The organism is Desulfoluna butyratoxydans (genome assembly GCF_900699765.1).
GTDB lineage: Bacteria > Desulfobacterota > Desulfobacteria > Desulfobacterales > Desulfolunaceae > Desulfoluna > Desulfoluna butyratoxydans.
Genome location: NZ_CAADHO010000003.1, coordinates 252,127 through 266,238, shown reverse-complemented (window position 1 = coordinate 266,238; position 14,112 = coordinate 252,127). Strand labels below are relative to the sequence as shown.

Sequence of the window (14,112 nt, the reverse complement as noted above, 5' to 3'; positions counted from 1 at the left end):
GATGAATATCCCTTTTACCAAGCGCGGAAGGGTATGGCTCGGGATAGTTTGCCTGTTCTCGGCTTGCACGTCCCTGCCTCCGGCCTCAGCCCCTATAGTCACCGGTGGCAAGGCACATGCTCCTAAAGCATGGATAACCTTCCTGCGGCACCCCTGGCCGAAACTTTCGCCCGAACAACGGTGGGCAGATCTGGTGGCGACACATCTGGACGTCCGGGGACGGTTCCAGTGGGTGGACGACAAGGTTCAATATGGAGGCGATTACTGGACAATCATGCACAGCAGCTTTCCATATCGCGGAGATTGCGAAGACTTCGCTCTCACCTGCGACGCCATTCTGGCCCGTAAGGGTTGGCCGCCAGCCGACCGACGCCTGGCAGTGGTAAAGACGGAAACTGGTGGAATCCATGCGGTGCTGGTGGCCCGAATCGCTGGCGGGGATTATGTGCTGGATAACCGTCAACGCTGGCCGATGCCATGGAAAACACTGCCCTACACCTGGAATATCATTCAAGAGAAAAGCGGGGGCCGCTGGCGGCATGTAAAGCCTCCTTAGCAGACAGGGCCATGAGGACCGATACCCACCAATAACTCAAACCAAAAGGAGCTACCCATGAGCGGCTTTCTCCACGGCGTAGAAATTGTTGAAATCGACTCCGGCCCCCGCCCCATCCAGACGGTGAAATCCTCCGTCATCGGGGTGGTGGGCACGGCCCCGGATGCGGATGCCACCGTTTTCCCGGAAAACAAACCCGTCCTTGTCCCCGGCGATGAAACCATGACGGCCAAACTGGACACCGTGGGCGATGGCAAGGGTACCCTGCCTGCGGCCATGAACGGCATCTTTGACCAATGCGGCGCCATGGTGGTGGTGATCCGCGTACCCGAAGGGGCTGACGAAGCCGCCACCCTTTCCGCCGTCATCGGCGGGGTGGATGCTGGCTCCGGCCAGTATACCGGCATCAAGGCCCTTTTGGGTGCCCAGGGCATCGCCAAGGTGACGCCGAAAATCCTGTGCGCGCCGGGGTTTTCCCATGAGGCAGCGGCGGCCACCGAGCTGGTGGCCGTGGCGGATCAGCTTCGGGGATGCGTCATCCTGGACGGCCCCAACACCACGGACGCCGATGCCATCACGTTCCGGGAAACCATGGGATCGGCACGGTCCTATGTGGTGGACCCCTGGGTGAAGGTGTGGGACACGGCCACAAGCGCCGAAGTCATTGAGCCCGCCTCTGCGCGCGTGGCGGGTGTTCTCGCCAAATCCGACACGGAGCGGGGTTTCTGGCACAGCCCGTCCAACCGTACCGTGGCCGGCATCATCGGCACGGCACGGCCCGTTGACTTCACCATGGGTGATGCCAATTGCCGGGCCAACCACCTCAACGAAAACGAGGTGGCCACCATCATTCAGGAAGACGGTTTCAGGCTCTGGGGCAACCGCTCCTGTTCAAGCGATCCCAAGTGGGCCTTTCTCTCTGTCCGGCGCACGGCGGACATGATCAACGAAAGCCTCCAGAAAGCCCACCTCTGGGCCGTGGACCGCAACATCACCAAAACCTATGTGGAGGACGTCACCGAAGGGGTGGGGGCCTACCTGCGGGAGCTGCAGGCCAAGGGGGCCATCCTCGGCGGCGACGTCTGGGTAGATACCGCCCTCAACACCCCGGCCACCGTGAGCAAGGGCGAGTGCACCTTTGATTTTGATTTCTGCCCGCCCTTCCCCTGCGAGCGACCCGTCTTCCGCAGCCGCATCAACAACGGCTACGTGGAGGAAGTTTTCAAATAGCCGTTAAGCGTTAAGCAAAAACCTTTCCCGGCCCCTGGCCAAGGAGGAAAAATGTCAAACATGCCTGAATACCTTCGCGCGATGAATCTCTTTGTGGACGGCAAGGGATACGCGGGGAAGGTTGAAAACATCGAGTTGCCCAAGCTCTCCATCAAAACCGAAGAGTACCGGGGCGGCGCCATGGATGCCCCGGTGGACGTGGACCTGGGCATGGAAAAGCTCACCGGCAGCTTTACCGTCAACGAATATGACCCGGCCCTGTTTGCCATGTGGGGGCTGGCACCCGGAAACCTGGTGAACCTCACCATGCGTGGGGCCTTTGACGATGGCGGGGGGTCCATCAAGCCCGTCATCATCAACCTGACCGGCTCCTGGAAAGAGATTGATATGGGCTCCTGGAAGGCCGGGGACAAGTCCGGCCTGAAAGTGCAGGTGTCCTGCCGTTACTACGGCCTGGCCATTAACAAAATCCCCGTGGTGCTCATCGATATTCCCAACATGAAACGCGTGGTGGGCGGAATAGACATGCTGGCCGAAGTCCGCGAAGCCATCGGGATCTAACGGATGAAAGCGCAAACCTACATCACCCGGCGCACCGTGCTCCTTTCCGGCGGCACGGTGCCACCGGAAACAGACGTGGAGCTCACCCCGCGCCAGGCTGAATTCCTGGTGCTCGGCGGATTCGTAAAGCTGAAACCCTCACCCAAGGCCGCCCCGGCGGCAGAAGAAAAGGACACGGACCATGACGGAAACATTTGACCTGGCATACCCCTTTAAAAATGAAGACGGGGTGGTGGTGGACACCCTGACGTTGCGACGCCCCACCGTGGGGGACCTCACCCTCATGGAAAATGAGAACGGCACCCACCACCGGTCCCGAAAGCTGATCCAGCTGGTGGCCGAACTCTCCCCCAAGGACCTGGACGCCATGGACGTGATCGACTGGGAAAGGATCAACGACAAGGTGGAAACTTTTTTCCAGTCTGGCCCGGAGCCCTCGGACGGCAAACCCGCCGCAAAATGATTGCCAACATCGCCACGGTGTTTCAGTGGCAGCCTTCGGAGATCAAGGGGCTGTCACTGGATGAATTCCTGGACTACCACGAGGAAGCCGTGGCCCGGTACCGGGCCAACCACACAGCAACACCATAAGGGGCACGCATGAATAAAGACTTTGAACTCTCCATTGTGATCGATGCGGTGAACCGTTACAGCAAGCCTGCGGCGGAGGTGGAAAAGTCCTCTAATCGCATGGCCACCCGAATCACAGAGAGCCAAAAGGCCATGCATGCCCTGGGGCGGGAAAGCAAAGCCATTGATCGGATGCGTACCCTTGAAACCCGCCTCAGCAAAACATCTGCCGAGTTTGCCGTATCCAGCAAGCGGGTGGCAGAACTGGGCCGCGAGATAGCCAAAGCCGAAAAGCCCACCCGCAAGCTGGAACGGGAGTTTGACCGTGCCCGCAAGGCGTCTGCGGCCCTGAAGGAGAAACACCGCCAGCAGAAAAACGCATTGAAGGAGATGCGCACGGAGATGCGCGGCGCCGGGGTGGACACCCGGAATCTGGCTGCGGCCCAGGCCGACGTGGCCCGCAAGCTGGAAGAAGGCACCCGCAAAATGAAGAAGATGGCGCAGGTGTCTGAAGAGGTCACAAAGGCACGGGAGCGCATGGACCGCAGCCTGCGGCGGTCCGCCCAGATCGCCCTGGTGGCCGAAGGAGCCGGGCGCGTGGGACAGACCGCGCGGGGCATGGTCGCCGACCCCATCAACCGCATGCGCGGCATTGAGCGATCGCGTGGGGAGCTGGCCTCCCTGGGCGTGAAGGACCTCGACACCATCACCAAGGCAGGCATGGACGCCACCCGCAACCTGGCCGGCATGAGCACGGCGGCCTTCGTCTCTGCCGCCTATGACATCAAATCCGGCATATCAAACCTCACCGACCGGGGCGTGGCGGCCATGACCAGCAACGCCGCGTGGACAGCCAAGGCCACCAGGGCAGACGTGGGCCAGATGACCAGCCTTTTTGCCACGGCCTATGGCTCATTCAAAGAGCCCCTTTATAAAAACGCAACAGACAAAGAGTTTGGGGAGATCTTCTCCGCCACCCTGTCCAAGAGCGTGCAGCAATTCAAAACCGACGGCGCGAAAATGCAGCAGGCCATCCAGTCCATGGGCTCAGGCCTTGCCGCTGCCGGTGTGTCCCTCTCCAGCCAAATGACCGCCCTGGGTATGCTTCAACAAAAAATGGAATCGGGCGTGGCTGGCACCACCCTGTCTGCCCTGGAGCGCTCCGCAGCCCAGGCCCACGCCAAGTTTGAAGAGATGGGCGTCCAAATCGAAACCCTGGACGACAAGGGCAACATGCGGGACCTGCCCGACCTTCTGGCACAGGCCCGGGCGGCGTTCGGGGATAACTACACATCCGAAATCGGGGCCAAGCTCCAGCAAGCGTTCGGCAGCGATGAGGCCGTGAAGTTCTTCAAGGCGATGTGGGGGCAGGAAAAAGCATTTGTGGCACAACGGACCGAGCTTGAACGCGCGCAGCTTCAAAGGGAACAGTTTACGCGCGCCATGGCCAAAGCCATGGACAACAACCTGGATGCCCGCATGATGATTCAGGCGCAACGCTGGAACCTGATCAAGGCGCGCATGGGAAACGCCCTGGCCCCTGCCCTGGAACGCATGCTTCCCTTGCTCGAAAAGGTAACGGACTGGGTGGAACGATTTGTTATCAACCACGGCGGCATCTCCACGGCCATCATCGGCATCGTGGGGGGCGTGGGCCTTATTGCCACGGTGGCCGCCCCGGTGGTCACTGCCGTGGCAGCCCTTACCACCGCCATGGCCGCCATGGGCTACCAGGCCAGAAAAACCCGTGCCGAAATGGCCATGGAAGGCATGGCGGGCGATGATGGCGGAGGTGGTGGCGACGGCAAAAAGAAACGAAAAAAGGGGCGAAGGGGCCGCAGAGGGCGCCGGGGTGTCGGACGGCGCGGCCTCCTACGACGGGCGAGTGGTTTGGGCAAACGGGGCTTTGCGGCTGCCCGGCGTTTTCCCAAGGGCTTTCGCACGGCCCTCACCGTAGGCAAAGGGATGGGACGAAGGCTGGGAGGAGCTGCCGCCGTTGCCACCGGGGCCATCTCCATCGGGGCCACCCTTTTGGATAAGGACAAAACCAAAGGCCAGAAAGCCGCCTCTGTTACGCGGGATGTGGGGGGCATCGCAGGCGGTGCCGGTGGAGCCATGGCCGGGGCGGCCCTTGGCTCCATGATCTTCCCCGGGGTGGGCACGGCCATCGGTGCCCTGGTGGGCGGCATCGCCGGAGGTGCCGGCGGAGACTGGATCGGCGGGATCGTGGGCGGGCTCTTTTCAAGGGACAAAAAACAGCACACGGACACCATCGCGGCCAACGCCAAGAAAAAAGCAGGAGCTGTGGCCGGTGCGGGCATGATAATGGCGGCCCCTGCCATGGCTGCGGTGCCCGATCTTGGAACCATCCCCACGTTGAAGCCCCAGCCCGCCGTCACAAAGATTGATAAAAGCAAAAAGGAATTCAATATCCAGTTTCAACAGGCGCCCGGCGAAGATCCCGAAGCCGTAGCCAGGCGCTTGATGGCCGAAATCAAACGCATTGAAACCGAAGAAAAACAGGGGGCCTTGTATGACATCGAATGATGTGCTGATGGGCTTGGGGGAGTACCGTTTTTCCATCTCCACGGCAGCCTATGACAGCTTTGAACGCTCCTCCTCCTGGAAGTGGTCCGCACAGCGCCGTGTGGGCAGGCGCCCTGCCCTGCAGTACCTGGGACCGGGACGGGATGACATCACCCTGGCCGGCACCATCTACCCGCACTATGCCGGCGGCCTTGGCCAAATGGACAAGATGCGCTCCATGGCCGACACCGGCAACCCCCTCACCCTGGTGGACGGCCTGGGCAAGGTGTGGGGCAAGTGGTGCATCAAATCCATTTCAGAGTCCCAGAACTCTTTCCTCCAGGGCGGTGTACCCCGGAAGATTGTGTTCCGGGTTAGACTGGTACGCTACGGAGAGGACACATAAATGCCCGTATATCACACGCGCGAACATGACGTTCTGGATGCCATCTGCCACAAACACTACGGCCACACCAACGGCACCGTGGAAGCGGTGCTGGCTGCCAACCCCGGCCTTGCCGATCAGGGGCCGGTGCTCCCTGCCGGGCTTCTCATCACCCTGCCCATGCTCCCCAAGGCCGAGACGAAAAACCAACCCATCAAGCTGTGGGACTGACCATGAAACCACTCTTTCGCATTGTGGCCGAAGGCAAGGACATCACCGATCTCATCGCCGACCGGCTGATTCGCCTTACTGTCACGGACAAGGCGGGGTTTGAATCCGATACCGCCTCCATCCTCCTCGATGACCGGAACAACCGCCTGGAGCTTCCCCGCAAAGGCGCAGAACTGGACATCCACATGGGGACAGACAAAACCGGGCTCACCTACATGGGCCTGTTCACCGTGGACACCACCTGCGTCTCCGGCCCACCCGAAACCCTGACCCTTTCCGCCAAAGCCGCCGAAATGCGGGGCAGCCTCAAGGAAAAACGCACGGCCAGCTTCGAACAGATCCGCATGGGCGACCTGGTGGCCACCATCGCCGCCCGCCACCGGCTCACCCCCAAGGTGGACCCGTTTCTTTCGGAAGTGCAGCGAAACCACATCATTCAGAACAACGAATCAGACCTCCACCTTCTCACCCGCCTTGCCCGGGAGATCGATGCCGTGGCCAAGGCAGCCGGCGGCTGCCTGATCTTCGTGCCCAAGGGCAAGGCCAAAAGCGTGACCGGCAAAGAACTCACCCCCGTGGAGATCCGCCGGGCGGATCTCTCCTCCTGGCGCTTCACATTCCCGGACCGCGCCCAATACAAAAGCGTGGTGGCCACCTACCGCGATGCCGACGCAGCCAAAGACGTGGACGTAAAGGTGGGAGACGGCGAGCCAGTCCTAAAACTGCCCAAGCACTACCCCAACGAACAAGAGGCCAAGGAAGCAGCCCAGGGGCGATTCGACAAAATGGGCCAGGAGAAGGCCACGGGGTCTTTATCCCTTGCTGTGGGAAATCCGAATTTAATGACGGAGTGCCCCGTCACGCTGCCGGATATGAGGCAGGAGGTGGCGGGGGTGGAGTGGGTGGTGGGGAATGTGGTGCATACGTTGGGTGGGGGGTATACGATACAGGTAGTAGTCAAGACCAAGTACTATGTATCATGATACAAGCAGTTTCATGTAATCTTTTAGTACGTGGAAACTGCCTATACATTCTTTAGGAATCAAAAATCCCTATCTTCTGACAATCCTTTTTTAGTTATAACCATAAGGAATTCTATGCCATGAGGGGTAATTCTATAGTTACCATCTTCAATGACTATTAATGAATTGACGAAGAGAAAATTCAAGTATCCTTCTTTTGTCCAAGTTGAGAATAGTTTTGGAAATTTTTGCTGTTGCTTTTCGAAATAGCTATCCATTACGACTGAATCCACAGGGTATTTTCTCTCATTAAGAAGTTTAAGCAAAGCAATCTGACTTCCAAAAATTGAATTGTACGTTTGATCAAACCACACTTCGGCACGTGTAACAGCCAGCTGCTTCACTAAAATTTTCTCAGTCGTTGACCCCGTTGATAAATCGAACTCTTTCAGATCTCTATTGATAATCATTTCAAAGAATTCTGCAACTACAGATCCTTTGCCGAATGACAGAAGATCTTCTATGTTCTGAGGATTATTACCTTGCTTACCAGGCTCATCATTTTTGGGCTTCCTATCTTGATCATTTTTAATGGATAAGCCTTCCGGATTCTTATTTTTAGAAGTCTGTCGTACCGAGGCTGAAGCACTACTTCCTTTAAAAAAATTTTCTTCGTTTTGGTAGTCTCCAGGCCCATACAGTTTGTAATGGTGTTTGGCGACAAGCCAATAAAAAACACCTAAAACTACGACAGGAAAGATAACAAGAAAAAAAATCAATGGCAGCCGTTCTACCGTTCTAAGGTGCTCTCCAATAGTCCCTAATACCAAACAGGCGAAACCATAAATCAAGAGAATGAACAGTGCAATGATACCCAAAGGGTTTCGCGAAAGATCTTTTGCTGTACGCGCAAATGCATAAAACTGATCCGGCATCGTAGATTCCTAAATATATAAGATTCGATGATAAAACAAAAGGAACAAAAACTACTCACGCATATATGACTGCATATTGATATCTATGAAATGCCGCTCACGGTTTGATATCTTACAACAGAGGATTGATGTGACCTTCGGTCGCATCAATCCCTGTATTAGACCATCGGAATAGGTGCAGTTTCGACCATTCGAATGATTGCTTTCATTGCGGGGTCACTGAAGCCCGAATAGTTTGCAAGCCGACCGCCACCTGCTGGGTTCGCTACATCTCGTAGTATTGAGCCATACTTCTGATTTTTTAAAGCACGAAGTGGCCCAGAGAGTGCTGTAGCTGGAACATCAATATTGAGTGCCGATGATATCTTCTCAACGAGATACTCCATCGTGACATACTCATCTTCGCCATTAGCCATAGCTAAAAGAATCTGTTTTCTATACCGTTTCTCACCTGTAGTTTCAATGGCAGCTCTGTATTCACGAATCAAACGTTGAGCCTTTCGACGTCCGTAAGTCTTAAGCGATTCCTTGACGTCTTCGCTCGTAACTGCTCGCGATTCTTCTCGGTAACTGGCCTCAGCGATTTCAAGACAGAGAAACTGTAGCACGAAAGGGGACCCGACAGAATATTGGACTAATTCGTCACGGACATCATCGCTAATCTCAATCCCGAGTCTTGGAAACCCTGTTTCAATTACTTCTTGAGCCTCAGTGGTGCTTAATGGTGGAAGAGGTACCTCTTCCAAAATCCGATCAGTACCGGGATCACTTATAACCAAACGGGACGCTTCGTTTTCAGTACCCAGTAATGCAATTCTAAAATTTTTACAGTTTTTATTCGCGTATGCCTTGAGAAATGCGCTCAGGTCGTGTGTAAGTGGTTCACTGGCACGGTGTAATTCATCAACAATTAAAAGGAGTCCGTTTTGTTCACAAATATCTATAATTTTCGACTCAGTGGGTGTTGTGACCACTAATTCTGAAACTTCAGTTCTCGTATCTTCATGGTTGCCAGACAACGTACTTTTGAACTTTGCCTTAAGGGCCTGAAAAATGCCGCCCTCAACCTCTGCACCTATGGTTGCCGTAGTTCCCTCTTTAGAACTCATTGTGTTTTGAACGGTCACTTCATAACCCAGTTTTTCAAGAACTTGTTGAAAGATTGAATCAAGTGACTTGGCATAAACAGTTTCCACGTACACCACTGCATCGGACGGTTGAAAATCTTGAGCAATACGGGCTACCATGCTGGATTTCCCAACGCCGTAACCCCCAAATACAAGAGGCACGTACCCCCTTTCTAAAGCTGTTGAAGTGTCTCGCTGTGGCGTACCGCGGTATGCATATGCGTTTGTTTCTTCAATCGGAAATTTTTCTGGAACGAAAACATCGTTCGGTTTGAGCGTATTGCGCAACTGATCTACCTCCTAACAAGCTATATTTTTCTACAGACATTCAATATCAAAGGCGCTTAGAATGTATCAAAAATTCCAATCATTGATGTAAGTACACATTCAGAAGAATATCCATCGGGTTTAACTCAGAACCCCGCACTTCATAACCTGAGCCTTCTACCAACCAGATATATTCTTTATCATTTCCCCATGAGCTCTTTTTAAAAGGGTAATACTCCGCAATAGCTACTCGTTCGGAAACCTTGGGCAGAGCTTCCAACCAAACTATAACCTCATAGGCATTTTTCTTTTTCTGGAAATCCACGGCAGCCTTAATGGCCGTTTGTGCTCTCTGCTCGAATGTTTTGGCATCGCGTGAATAAATAATGATCTTGTATCGCCCTTTGTCATCGGGAGCGGGGTAACTTTCAGAGTCAAGAATTTCATACACCTGGGCCTGTGACATATCCGGCACATCGTTTCCCGAACACCCCGCCATGGCCAAGGCCAAAGCCACCGCCGAAATCACTGCAAAAAGGACACGCCGCATTACTATCCTCCATATAGATATGAATAGCCAGCCCCCTAAAAAAGAACACCATACAACCAGTTTTTTACCAAGGCAAGAAAAACAAAAAGGCCGTTCCCTGACCGAACCGAGAGCAGCCTTTCCTACATATTTTATGGTGTTTTTTATCGTGCGGGCCTTCTGTTCACCCAAACCACCGGTGCCAGCTCCACTGGCTCCAAAAATTGCGCAAGACATTCACCTTCCCACGATTTCAAGCGACTTTTCCCCTTTGTTTCTTTGACCCACACCACATCCCCTTCCCGGGGTGATACCTGGGGATCGATGACCACCAGCATGCCGCTGCGTATCCCTTCCGATTCGATACAGGCCCCGACCTTCAGGGCAAAGGCGTCATCGGAAACCCCGTCAATAAACGGCAGGCGCGCCTGCTCCAACAGGGCCGTCTGAAACCATCCATCCCCGCAGGGATCAATCTGGACATACACGGGGATCCCTTCCCACGACTTGGCCGCCCTGGCCCCAACTTTCATCGGCCCGATGTTAAAAAGGAGCCAGAGCGGTTCGAGCTTGAAACGCTGGCAGAGCATGGCCAGGTCCTGGGGATGCGGCCAGTGACCGTTCCTCCAGTGCTGCGCCTTCCCTGGAGAGAGGCCGAGATCCTTGCCGAAGGCAGTTTCCGAGAACCGCTTGTGCCGTTTGATCTGCTTCTCCCGCCACTCATTATAGATGGTGTGGTACTGAACCGGCCAGTCTGCCATCTTGAACTCATCCGGCCAGGCCACCCCAATGGCCCGGTGCCCCCCGTCCCCCAGGAGAGCCCACCGGGGAGAGAGCCCCAGGCGCCAGCAAACACGGGCCATATCAATGGCCGTGGGCTGTTGCCCGTCGCGCCATTTTCGCCATTTATTCGGAGTGACCCCTAAATACGATTCGATCCGCGACGCCGCGATGGGTATGGACTCCTGCAACATTTTTTTCTCAACAACCTTTGCCAGTATCTCAAAAAAATCAGACGGATACATACAGCCCCCGCATTTAAAAATCGTGTTTTTTATTTTTTAGTTGCAATCAGATTAAATTTAACCATACATATTGGGAAACAGTTTCGCCGTTATCCCCCCTACGTTATACACATAATACATGTAATTTAGTATGTTACCATGCACTGTATTTTAGCAAGGATACATACTGACCTGCTTTCTTTAGTACCTTACAGACACAAAAAATCAATATCCAGTATGTACTTTTCCACAAAGGGGTGATCTCAATGATACCTGATACCGCGCTGGCGAAGATGAATATTGGGTCAGTCATGGAATTGGCAGTGTCTGTCTCCGGCAAGACACGGGCAGACCTGCAGAATGATTTGAAATGGACACGCAGCCGTGTAACGCGCATATGCAACCCCAATGCCCATTACTGGCCATCATTACCCGATGTTCCCTTTTTCTGCAATGCCCTGGGCAACACAATTTTGATTGATTGGCTGGCCGCGTCCTGCGATGAAAGCGCAAAAGCCTCCCTTGACGCGGCGTCCAAAGATGACACCAAAGAAGTCCTGCGGCTGATGAACTCCATCGGAAAAGAGATGGGGGACGTTCACGAAGCCATCCAGAAAGCACTGTCTAATGATGGAGAGGTGGACGACGTGGAGGCCCGCCGAATTGCACGGGAAGGATACGACGTGATCCGACGATGGACCGAGATGTTTTCAACCTTAGCCCGAATTCAAGGAATTTAAGTCATGCAGAAGTGGGAACCGGTCAAGCTGACCCCGGAACAGCAGGAGTTTGTGGATATGATGACCCCGGAACTCCCCAAATTGATCGCACGGAAAGCCGTAAGTAAGGTTACCGGGGGCATCATCTCCGCCAGGGCCCTTGAAAAAGCGGATCGAGCCGGCAACGGCCCGGAGATCCGGTACCGCACGGCGGCGGGCATCGCCTACGAGCGCACCGCACTGTTAAACTGGTACGTGGTGCGGTACGCCCCCAAGCAACTGGCCAACATCAACTGCCTGATATAGGAGCCGGCCACATGTCACTGTTTCGGTCTGATATTCTCCACTGCTCCCCTGGTGGCATCGGGAATGAGGTGCGCATAGCGCATTGTCATGGAGATGGTTTCATGCCGCATAAGGGTTTTGATGCGGAAAATATCTGTGCCGTTGAGCGCCAACCAGGAAGCAAAGGTGTGCCGCAGCGTGTGAAAAACCACCTGTTGAGAGCTATCAGTCACCCCCCGGTTAAGTCCAATGCGCTTGGCCACCTTGGCGAACTGCTTGGAGATGTCTTCCCGGGTGATGCTTCCGTTTTTCATAAAGCCCCCATTGGGCGGAGGGAACACCCGGGGCTCACCCCTGACCCGCTCCCGACCATCAAAAACGGCCCTTGTGTCCGCATTGATATAGCAGGGACCACCGGGTTTCCGATGCTCTTCATGACGCACAGTGATGACGCCGTGGACCAGATCCACATCCGACCACTCCAGCCGCACGATCTCCCCGTAACGCATGCCGGTATTGACCGACAAAACGATGGCATCCCGCAAATCAAGCCAGCCGAACTCTGCCGCAGCCTCCACCAGCGCGTCCAGCTCTGCAGGAGAAAGAAAACGCTCCCGCCTGCCTTTGGGCCGGGGCAACTCAACCGATTTTACAGGATTCGCCCCCTCAAAAAGAAAAACGCCGTCAATCTTTGTCCGGATGGCAAAGTTGAAGGCGCTGCGGATCAGCCCAAGGTATTGAAGCACGGTGGCCGGCGCAAGGCCGCTGTCTTCAAGCCGGGCCTTGAAGCCTTCCAAATTCTCCGGGGAAACATCGGGAAGGGGCAGGTGCCCCAGAAAAGAGTTGATGCGATTGATGCGGTAGAAGTCGTCACGCCACGATCTCTTCCGGCGCTTGACGTGTGGAAGGTAATGATCAATCAGAAGTCCCCCCAAAGAGATAAGGCGCTTCTTTTCAGCCTCCCGCTTTGCCCTGGCCTCCTCCTGGACCCTGCGCATCTCGCCAAGACTTTGCGGCCCCTCGCCTATGGCCTGGTTGCGCCGCACAATGGAAAGAAGGTCGGCGGCTTTTCGGGCATTCCAGCCGTCACTGGCCCACCCCACACGCTCTTCTGTGTTCCGCCAACGGATAAAAAAATACCGATCAGGAAGGCCGATATGCTTCCGCACCTTGTGCTCACGGTATCGCACGCCGGGATACTGCGTTCTAAACTTCCTTCTGTCGTCCATACACTTTCCCCTTCGTTTTTTCGGGCCATGCAATTTGGCCCCAACATGGCCCCAGTTTTCTTGAAACACGAGGGCGTTTTGTATGGGTTTGAAGGGAAGGTGGGGAAACTTAAATGCGGAGAGATGAGGCGCAGAACACGAACTGAATCATGCCTGGATGGAACGGAAATCACTTGGAACTTAAAGGGGTTGCCCAAAACAAAAAAGGCCCCTCCGCAGAGGGGCCTTAGGTCTTCCAAGTGGCGCGCCTGGCAGGATTCGAACCTGCGACCTACGGATTCGAAGTCCGGCGCTCTATCCAGCTGAGCTACAGGCGCAAAGTGTATGGGGTGAACGACGGGATTTGAACCCGCGACAACCGGAACCACAATCCGGGGCTCTACCAACTGAGCTACGCTCACCAAAAACAAGAGACTTATACCCGATGAATCTGGGCATGACAAGGGTTTTTCAAGCATGGATGCAAAAAAATTCCCCGCCTTTTCCCGCCCCGTCAACAAGCCCCTGAATTTGTGCGCCGATACGCCTGAGCTCACATTTCAAGCATTGGAAAGAAAATCCGGAGCAGGCCCGAGGAAGGGCGTTTCCGGGCCATGGGACACCCCAAAGAGACCGGTGGTTCATCGGCCCGCAGCTTTGGGCCTGCTCTGTTCCGGACATTGCCTATTGACCCCCACCAGCCAACTATAATAGGTATGAAACCGTGCCAAGGGGCAGAGATTTCATGCTTGCCCGGCATGCGTTTATCCACCCCGACACATGAAACCCGGACGGCGAATCATCGCCTTGAGGTGCACTTATATGGAACGAGTGACCATTTTTATTATACGTGCGGTTCTCTCCTTTGTTTTCGGGACGCTGCTGATGCGTCTGTTTTACCCGGGCAAGGGGATCGTCTATTCCGCAGCTCTGGGCCTGCTTCTGCTGGGCCTGAGCTATTTGTCCGCATACTGGCGTCACCGAAAAACCAAATAGATGCGCATATAAAGAGGAGCA

18 protein-coding genes and 2 tRNA genes are annotated in these 14,112 nt (G+C 55.1%); 13 read left to right on the top strand and 7 right to left on the bottom strand.

From position 1 onward, the window contains the following. Window position 1: 1 nt before the first annotated feature. From MSL71_RS26670 to MSL71_RS10040, 10 genes are read left to right on the top strand one after another with little or no spacing between them, the layout of a single operon-like run. On the top strand, window positions 2-556 hold the full coding sequence (locus MSL71_RS26670; RefSeq protein ID WP_281374469.1) for a transglutaminase-like cysteine peptidase: 555 nt from the start codon (window positions 2-4) through the stop codon (window positions 554-556). 57 nt (window positions 557-613) lie between these two features. Beyond that, the gene (locus tag MSL71_RS10080; protein ID WP_180139752.1) at window positions 614-1,786 is read left to right on the top strand and encodes a phage tail sheath subtilisin-like domain-containing protein; all 1,173 of its coding nucleotides are present in this window, start codon (window positions 614-616) and stop codon (window positions 1,784-1,786) included. A gap of 60 nt (window positions 1,787-1,846) precedes the next feature. Then, a complete protein-coding gene (locus MSL71_RS10075) occupies window positions 1,847-2,347 on the top strand; it encodes a phage major tail tube protein (RefSeq protein WP_218950996.1) in 501 nt (166 codons plus the stop codon). A 3-nt stretch (window positions 2,348-2,350) separates the two neighbouring features. After that, on the top strand, window positions 2,351-2,545 hold the full coding sequence (locus MSL71_RS10070; protein ID WP_180139746.1) for a hypothetical protein: 195 nt from the start codon (window positions 2,351-2,353) through the stop codon (window positions 2,543-2,545). After that, on the top strand, window positions 2,529-2,810 hold the full coding sequence (locus tag MSL71_RS10065) for a phage tail assembly protein (protein WP_180139743.1): 282 nt from the start codon (window positions 2,529-2,531) through the stop codon (window positions 2,808-2,810). Before MSL71_RS10070 ends, MSL71_RS10065 begins: the two co-directional genes overlap by 17 nt. After that, window positions 2,807-2,938 (top strand): GpE family phage tail protein, encoded by a 132-nt coding sequence (locus MSL71_RS10060; RefSeq protein WP_180139740.1) that lies wholly within the window; start codon window positions 2,807-2,809, stop codon window positions 2,936-2,938. Before MSL71_RS10065 ends, MSL71_RS10060 begins: the two co-directional genes overlap by 4 nt. Window positions 2,939-2,947: 9 nt before the next feature. Further along, entirely contained in the window at window positions 2,948-5,464 is a 2,517-nt protein-coding gene (locus MSL71_RS10055) for a phage tail tape measure protein (RefSeq protein ID WP_180139736.1), read from the top strand. Next, window positions 5,451-5,849, top strand: a complete 399-nt coding sequence (locus MSL71_RS10050; protein ID WP_218950995.1) for a phage tail protein — start codon at window positions 5,451-5,453, stop codon at window positions 5,847-5,849. The genes MSL71_RS10055 and MSL71_RS10050 overlap by 14 nt, the downstream gene beginning before the upstream one ends. After that, the gene (locus MSL71_RS10045; protein WP_180139733.1) at window positions 5,850-6,059 is read left to right on the top strand and encodes a tail protein X; all 210 of its coding nucleotides are present in this window, start codon (window positions 5,850-5,852) and stop codon (window positions 6,057-6,059) included. Between the two features lie 2 nt (window positions 6,060-6,061). Then, window positions 6,062-7,042, top strand: a complete 981-nt coding sequence (locus MSL71_RS10040; RefSeq protein ID WP_180139729.1) for a contractile injection system protein, VgrG/Pvc8 family — start codon at window positions 6,062-6,064, stop codon at window positions 7,040-7,042. Between the two features lie 59 nt (window positions 7,043-7,101). On the opposite strand, the gene MSL71_RS10035 is transcribed toward MSL71_RS10040, so the two are convergent. From MSL71_RS10035 to MSL71_RS10020, 4 genes are all read right to left on the bottom strand, one after another. Continuing rightward, window positions 7,102-7,956, bottom strand: a complete 855-nt coding sequence (locus MSL71_RS10035) for a hypothetical protein (protein WP_180139726.1) — start codon at window positions 7,954-7,956, stop codon at window positions 7,102-7,104. A 158-nt stretch (window positions 7,957-8,114) separates the two neighbouring features. Continuing rightward, window positions 8,115-9,371 (bottom strand): AAA family ATPase, encoded by a 1,257-nt coding sequence (locus MSL71_RS10030; RefSeq protein ID WP_180139723.1) that lies wholly within the window; start codon window positions 9,369-9,371, stop codon window positions 8,115-8,117. Between the two features lie 79 nt (window positions 9,372-9,450). After that, complete coding sequence (locus MSL71_RS10025) at window positions 9,451-9,900, bottom strand: DUF4875 domain-containing protein (protein WP_180139720.1); 450 nt, start codon at window positions 9,898-9,900, stop codon at window positions 9,451-9,453. A gap of 143 nt (window positions 9,901-10,043) precedes the next feature. Next, window positions 10,044-10,904, bottom strand: coding sequence for a LexA family protein (locus tag MSL71_RS10020; protein WP_180139717.1), 861 nt, complete (start codon window positions 10,902-10,904; stop codon window positions 10,044-10,046). 245 nt (window positions 10,905-11,149) lie between these two features. Here MSL71_RS10020 and MSL71_RS10015 point away from each other — a divergent pair, with 245 nt between their 5' ends. Both MSL71_RS10015 and MSL71_RS10010 read left to right on the top strand, forming a co-directional pair. Further along, on the top strand, window positions 11,150-11,623 hold the full coding sequence (locus MSL71_RS10015; RefSeq protein WP_180139715.1) for a phage regulatory CII family protein: 474 nt from the start codon (window positions 11,150-11,152) through the stop codon (window positions 11,621-11,623). Between the two features lie 3 nt (window positions 11,624-11,626). Continuing rightward, window positions 11,627-11,908 (top strand): hypothetical protein, encoded by a 282-nt coding sequence (locus tag MSL71_RS10010; protein ID WP_180139712.1) that lies wholly within the window; start codon window positions 11,627-11,629, stop codon window positions 11,906-11,908. Between the two features lie 14 nt (window positions 11,909-11,922). Here the strand turns inward: MSL71_RS10010 and MSL71_RS10005 are convergent, their stop codons facing one another. From MSL71_RS10005 to MSL71_RS09995, 3 genes are all read right to left on the bottom strand, one after another. Further along, a complete protein-coding gene (locus MSL71_RS10005) occupies window positions 11,923-13,116 on the bottom strand; it encodes a tyrosine-type recombinase/integrase (RefSeq protein WP_180139710.1) in 1,194 nt (397 codons plus the stop codon). A gap of 240 nt (window positions 13,117-13,356) precedes the next feature. Next, window positions 13,357-13,433: transfer RNA gene (locus tag MSL71_RS10000), tRNA-Arg, on the bottom strand. An 8-nt stretch (window positions 13,434-13,441) separates the two neighbouring features. Next, window positions 13,442-13,517 (bottom strand) — tRNA-His (locus tag MSL71_RS09995). A gap of 400 nt (window positions 13,518-13,917) precedes the next feature. Between MSL71_RS09995 and MSL71_RS09990 the strand changes: the two genes are divergently transcribed. Next, window positions 13,918-14,091: a hypothetical protein gene (locus MSL71_RS09990; protein ID WP_180139707.1), complete on the top strand. Its 174-nt coding sequence runs from the start codon at window positions 13,918-13,920 to the stop codon at window positions 14,089-14,091. The last annotated feature ends 21 nt before the right edge of the window (window positions 14,092-14,112 follow it).

Bases quoted from the DNA above. Each gene is read 5' to 3' on its own strand.
- MSL71_RS10025 (WP_180139720.1), bottom strand. From the start codon at position 9,900: ATGCGGCGTGTCCTTTTTGCAGTGATTTCGGCGGTGGCTTTGGCCTTG.
- MSL71_RS10075 (WP_218950996.1), top strand. From the start codon at position 1,847: ATGCCTGAATACCTTCGCGCGATGAATCTCTTTGTGGACGGCAAGGGA.
- MSL71_RS10065 (WP_180139743.1), top strand. From the start codon at position 2,529: ATGACGGAAACATTTGACCTGGCATACCCCTTTAAAAATGAAGACGGG.
- MSL71_RS26670 (WP_281374469.1), top strand. From the start codon at position 2: ATGAATATCCCTTTTACCAAGCGCGGAAGGGTATGGCTCGGGATAGTT.
- MSL71_RS10035 (WP_180139726.1), bottom strand. From the start codon at position 7,956: ATGCCGGATCAGTTTTATGCATTTGCGCGTACAGCAAAAGATCTTTCG.
- MSL71_RS10045 (WP_180139733.1), top strand. From the start codon at position 5,850: ATGCCCGTATATCACACGCGCGAACATGACGTTCTGGATGCCATCTGC.
- MSL71_RS10040 (WP_180139729.1), top strand. From the start codon at position 6,062: ATGAAACCACTCTTTCGCATTGTGGCCGAAGGCAAGGACATCACCGAT.
- MSL71_RS10060 (WP_180139740.1), top strand. From the start codon at position 2,807: ATGATTGCCAACATCGCCACGGTGTTTCAGTGGCAGCCTTCGGAGATC.
- MSL71_RS10055 (WP_180139736.1), top strand. From the start codon at position 2,948: ATGAATAAAGACTTTGAACTCTCCATTGTGATCGATGCGGTGAACCGT.
- MSL71_RS10070 (WP_180139746.1), top strand. From the start codon at position 2,351: ATGAAAGCGCAAACCTACATCACCCGGCGCACCGTGCTCCTTTCCGGC.
- MSL71_RS10010 (WP_180139712.1), top strand. From the start codon at position 11,627: ATGCAGAAGTGGGAACCGGTCAAGCTGACCCCGGAACAGCAGGAGTTT.
- MSL71_RS10020 (WP_180139717.1), bottom strand. From the start codon at position 10,904: ATGTATCCGTCTGATTTTTTTGAGATACTGGCAAAGGTTGTTGAGAAA.
- MSL71_RS10005 (WP_180139710.1), bottom strand. From the start codon at position 13,116: ATGGACGACAGAAGGAAGTTTAGAACGCAGTATCCCGGCGTGCGATAC.
- MSL71_RS10050 (WP_218950995.1), top strand. From the start codon at position 5,451: ATGACATCGAATGATGTGCTGATGGGCTTGGGGGAGTACCGTTTTTCC.
- MSL71_RS09990 (WP_180139707.1), top strand. From the start codon at position 13,918: ATGGAACGAGTGACCATTTTTATTATACGTGCGGTTCTCTCCTTTGTT.
- MSL71_RS10015 (WP_180139715.1), top strand. From the start codon at position 11,150: ATGATACCTGATACCGCGCTGGCGAAGATGAATATTGGGTCAGTCATG.
- MSL71_RS10080 (WP_180139752.1), top strand. From the start codon at position 614: ATGAGCGGCTTTCTCCACGGCGTAGAAATTGTTGAAATCGACTCCGGC.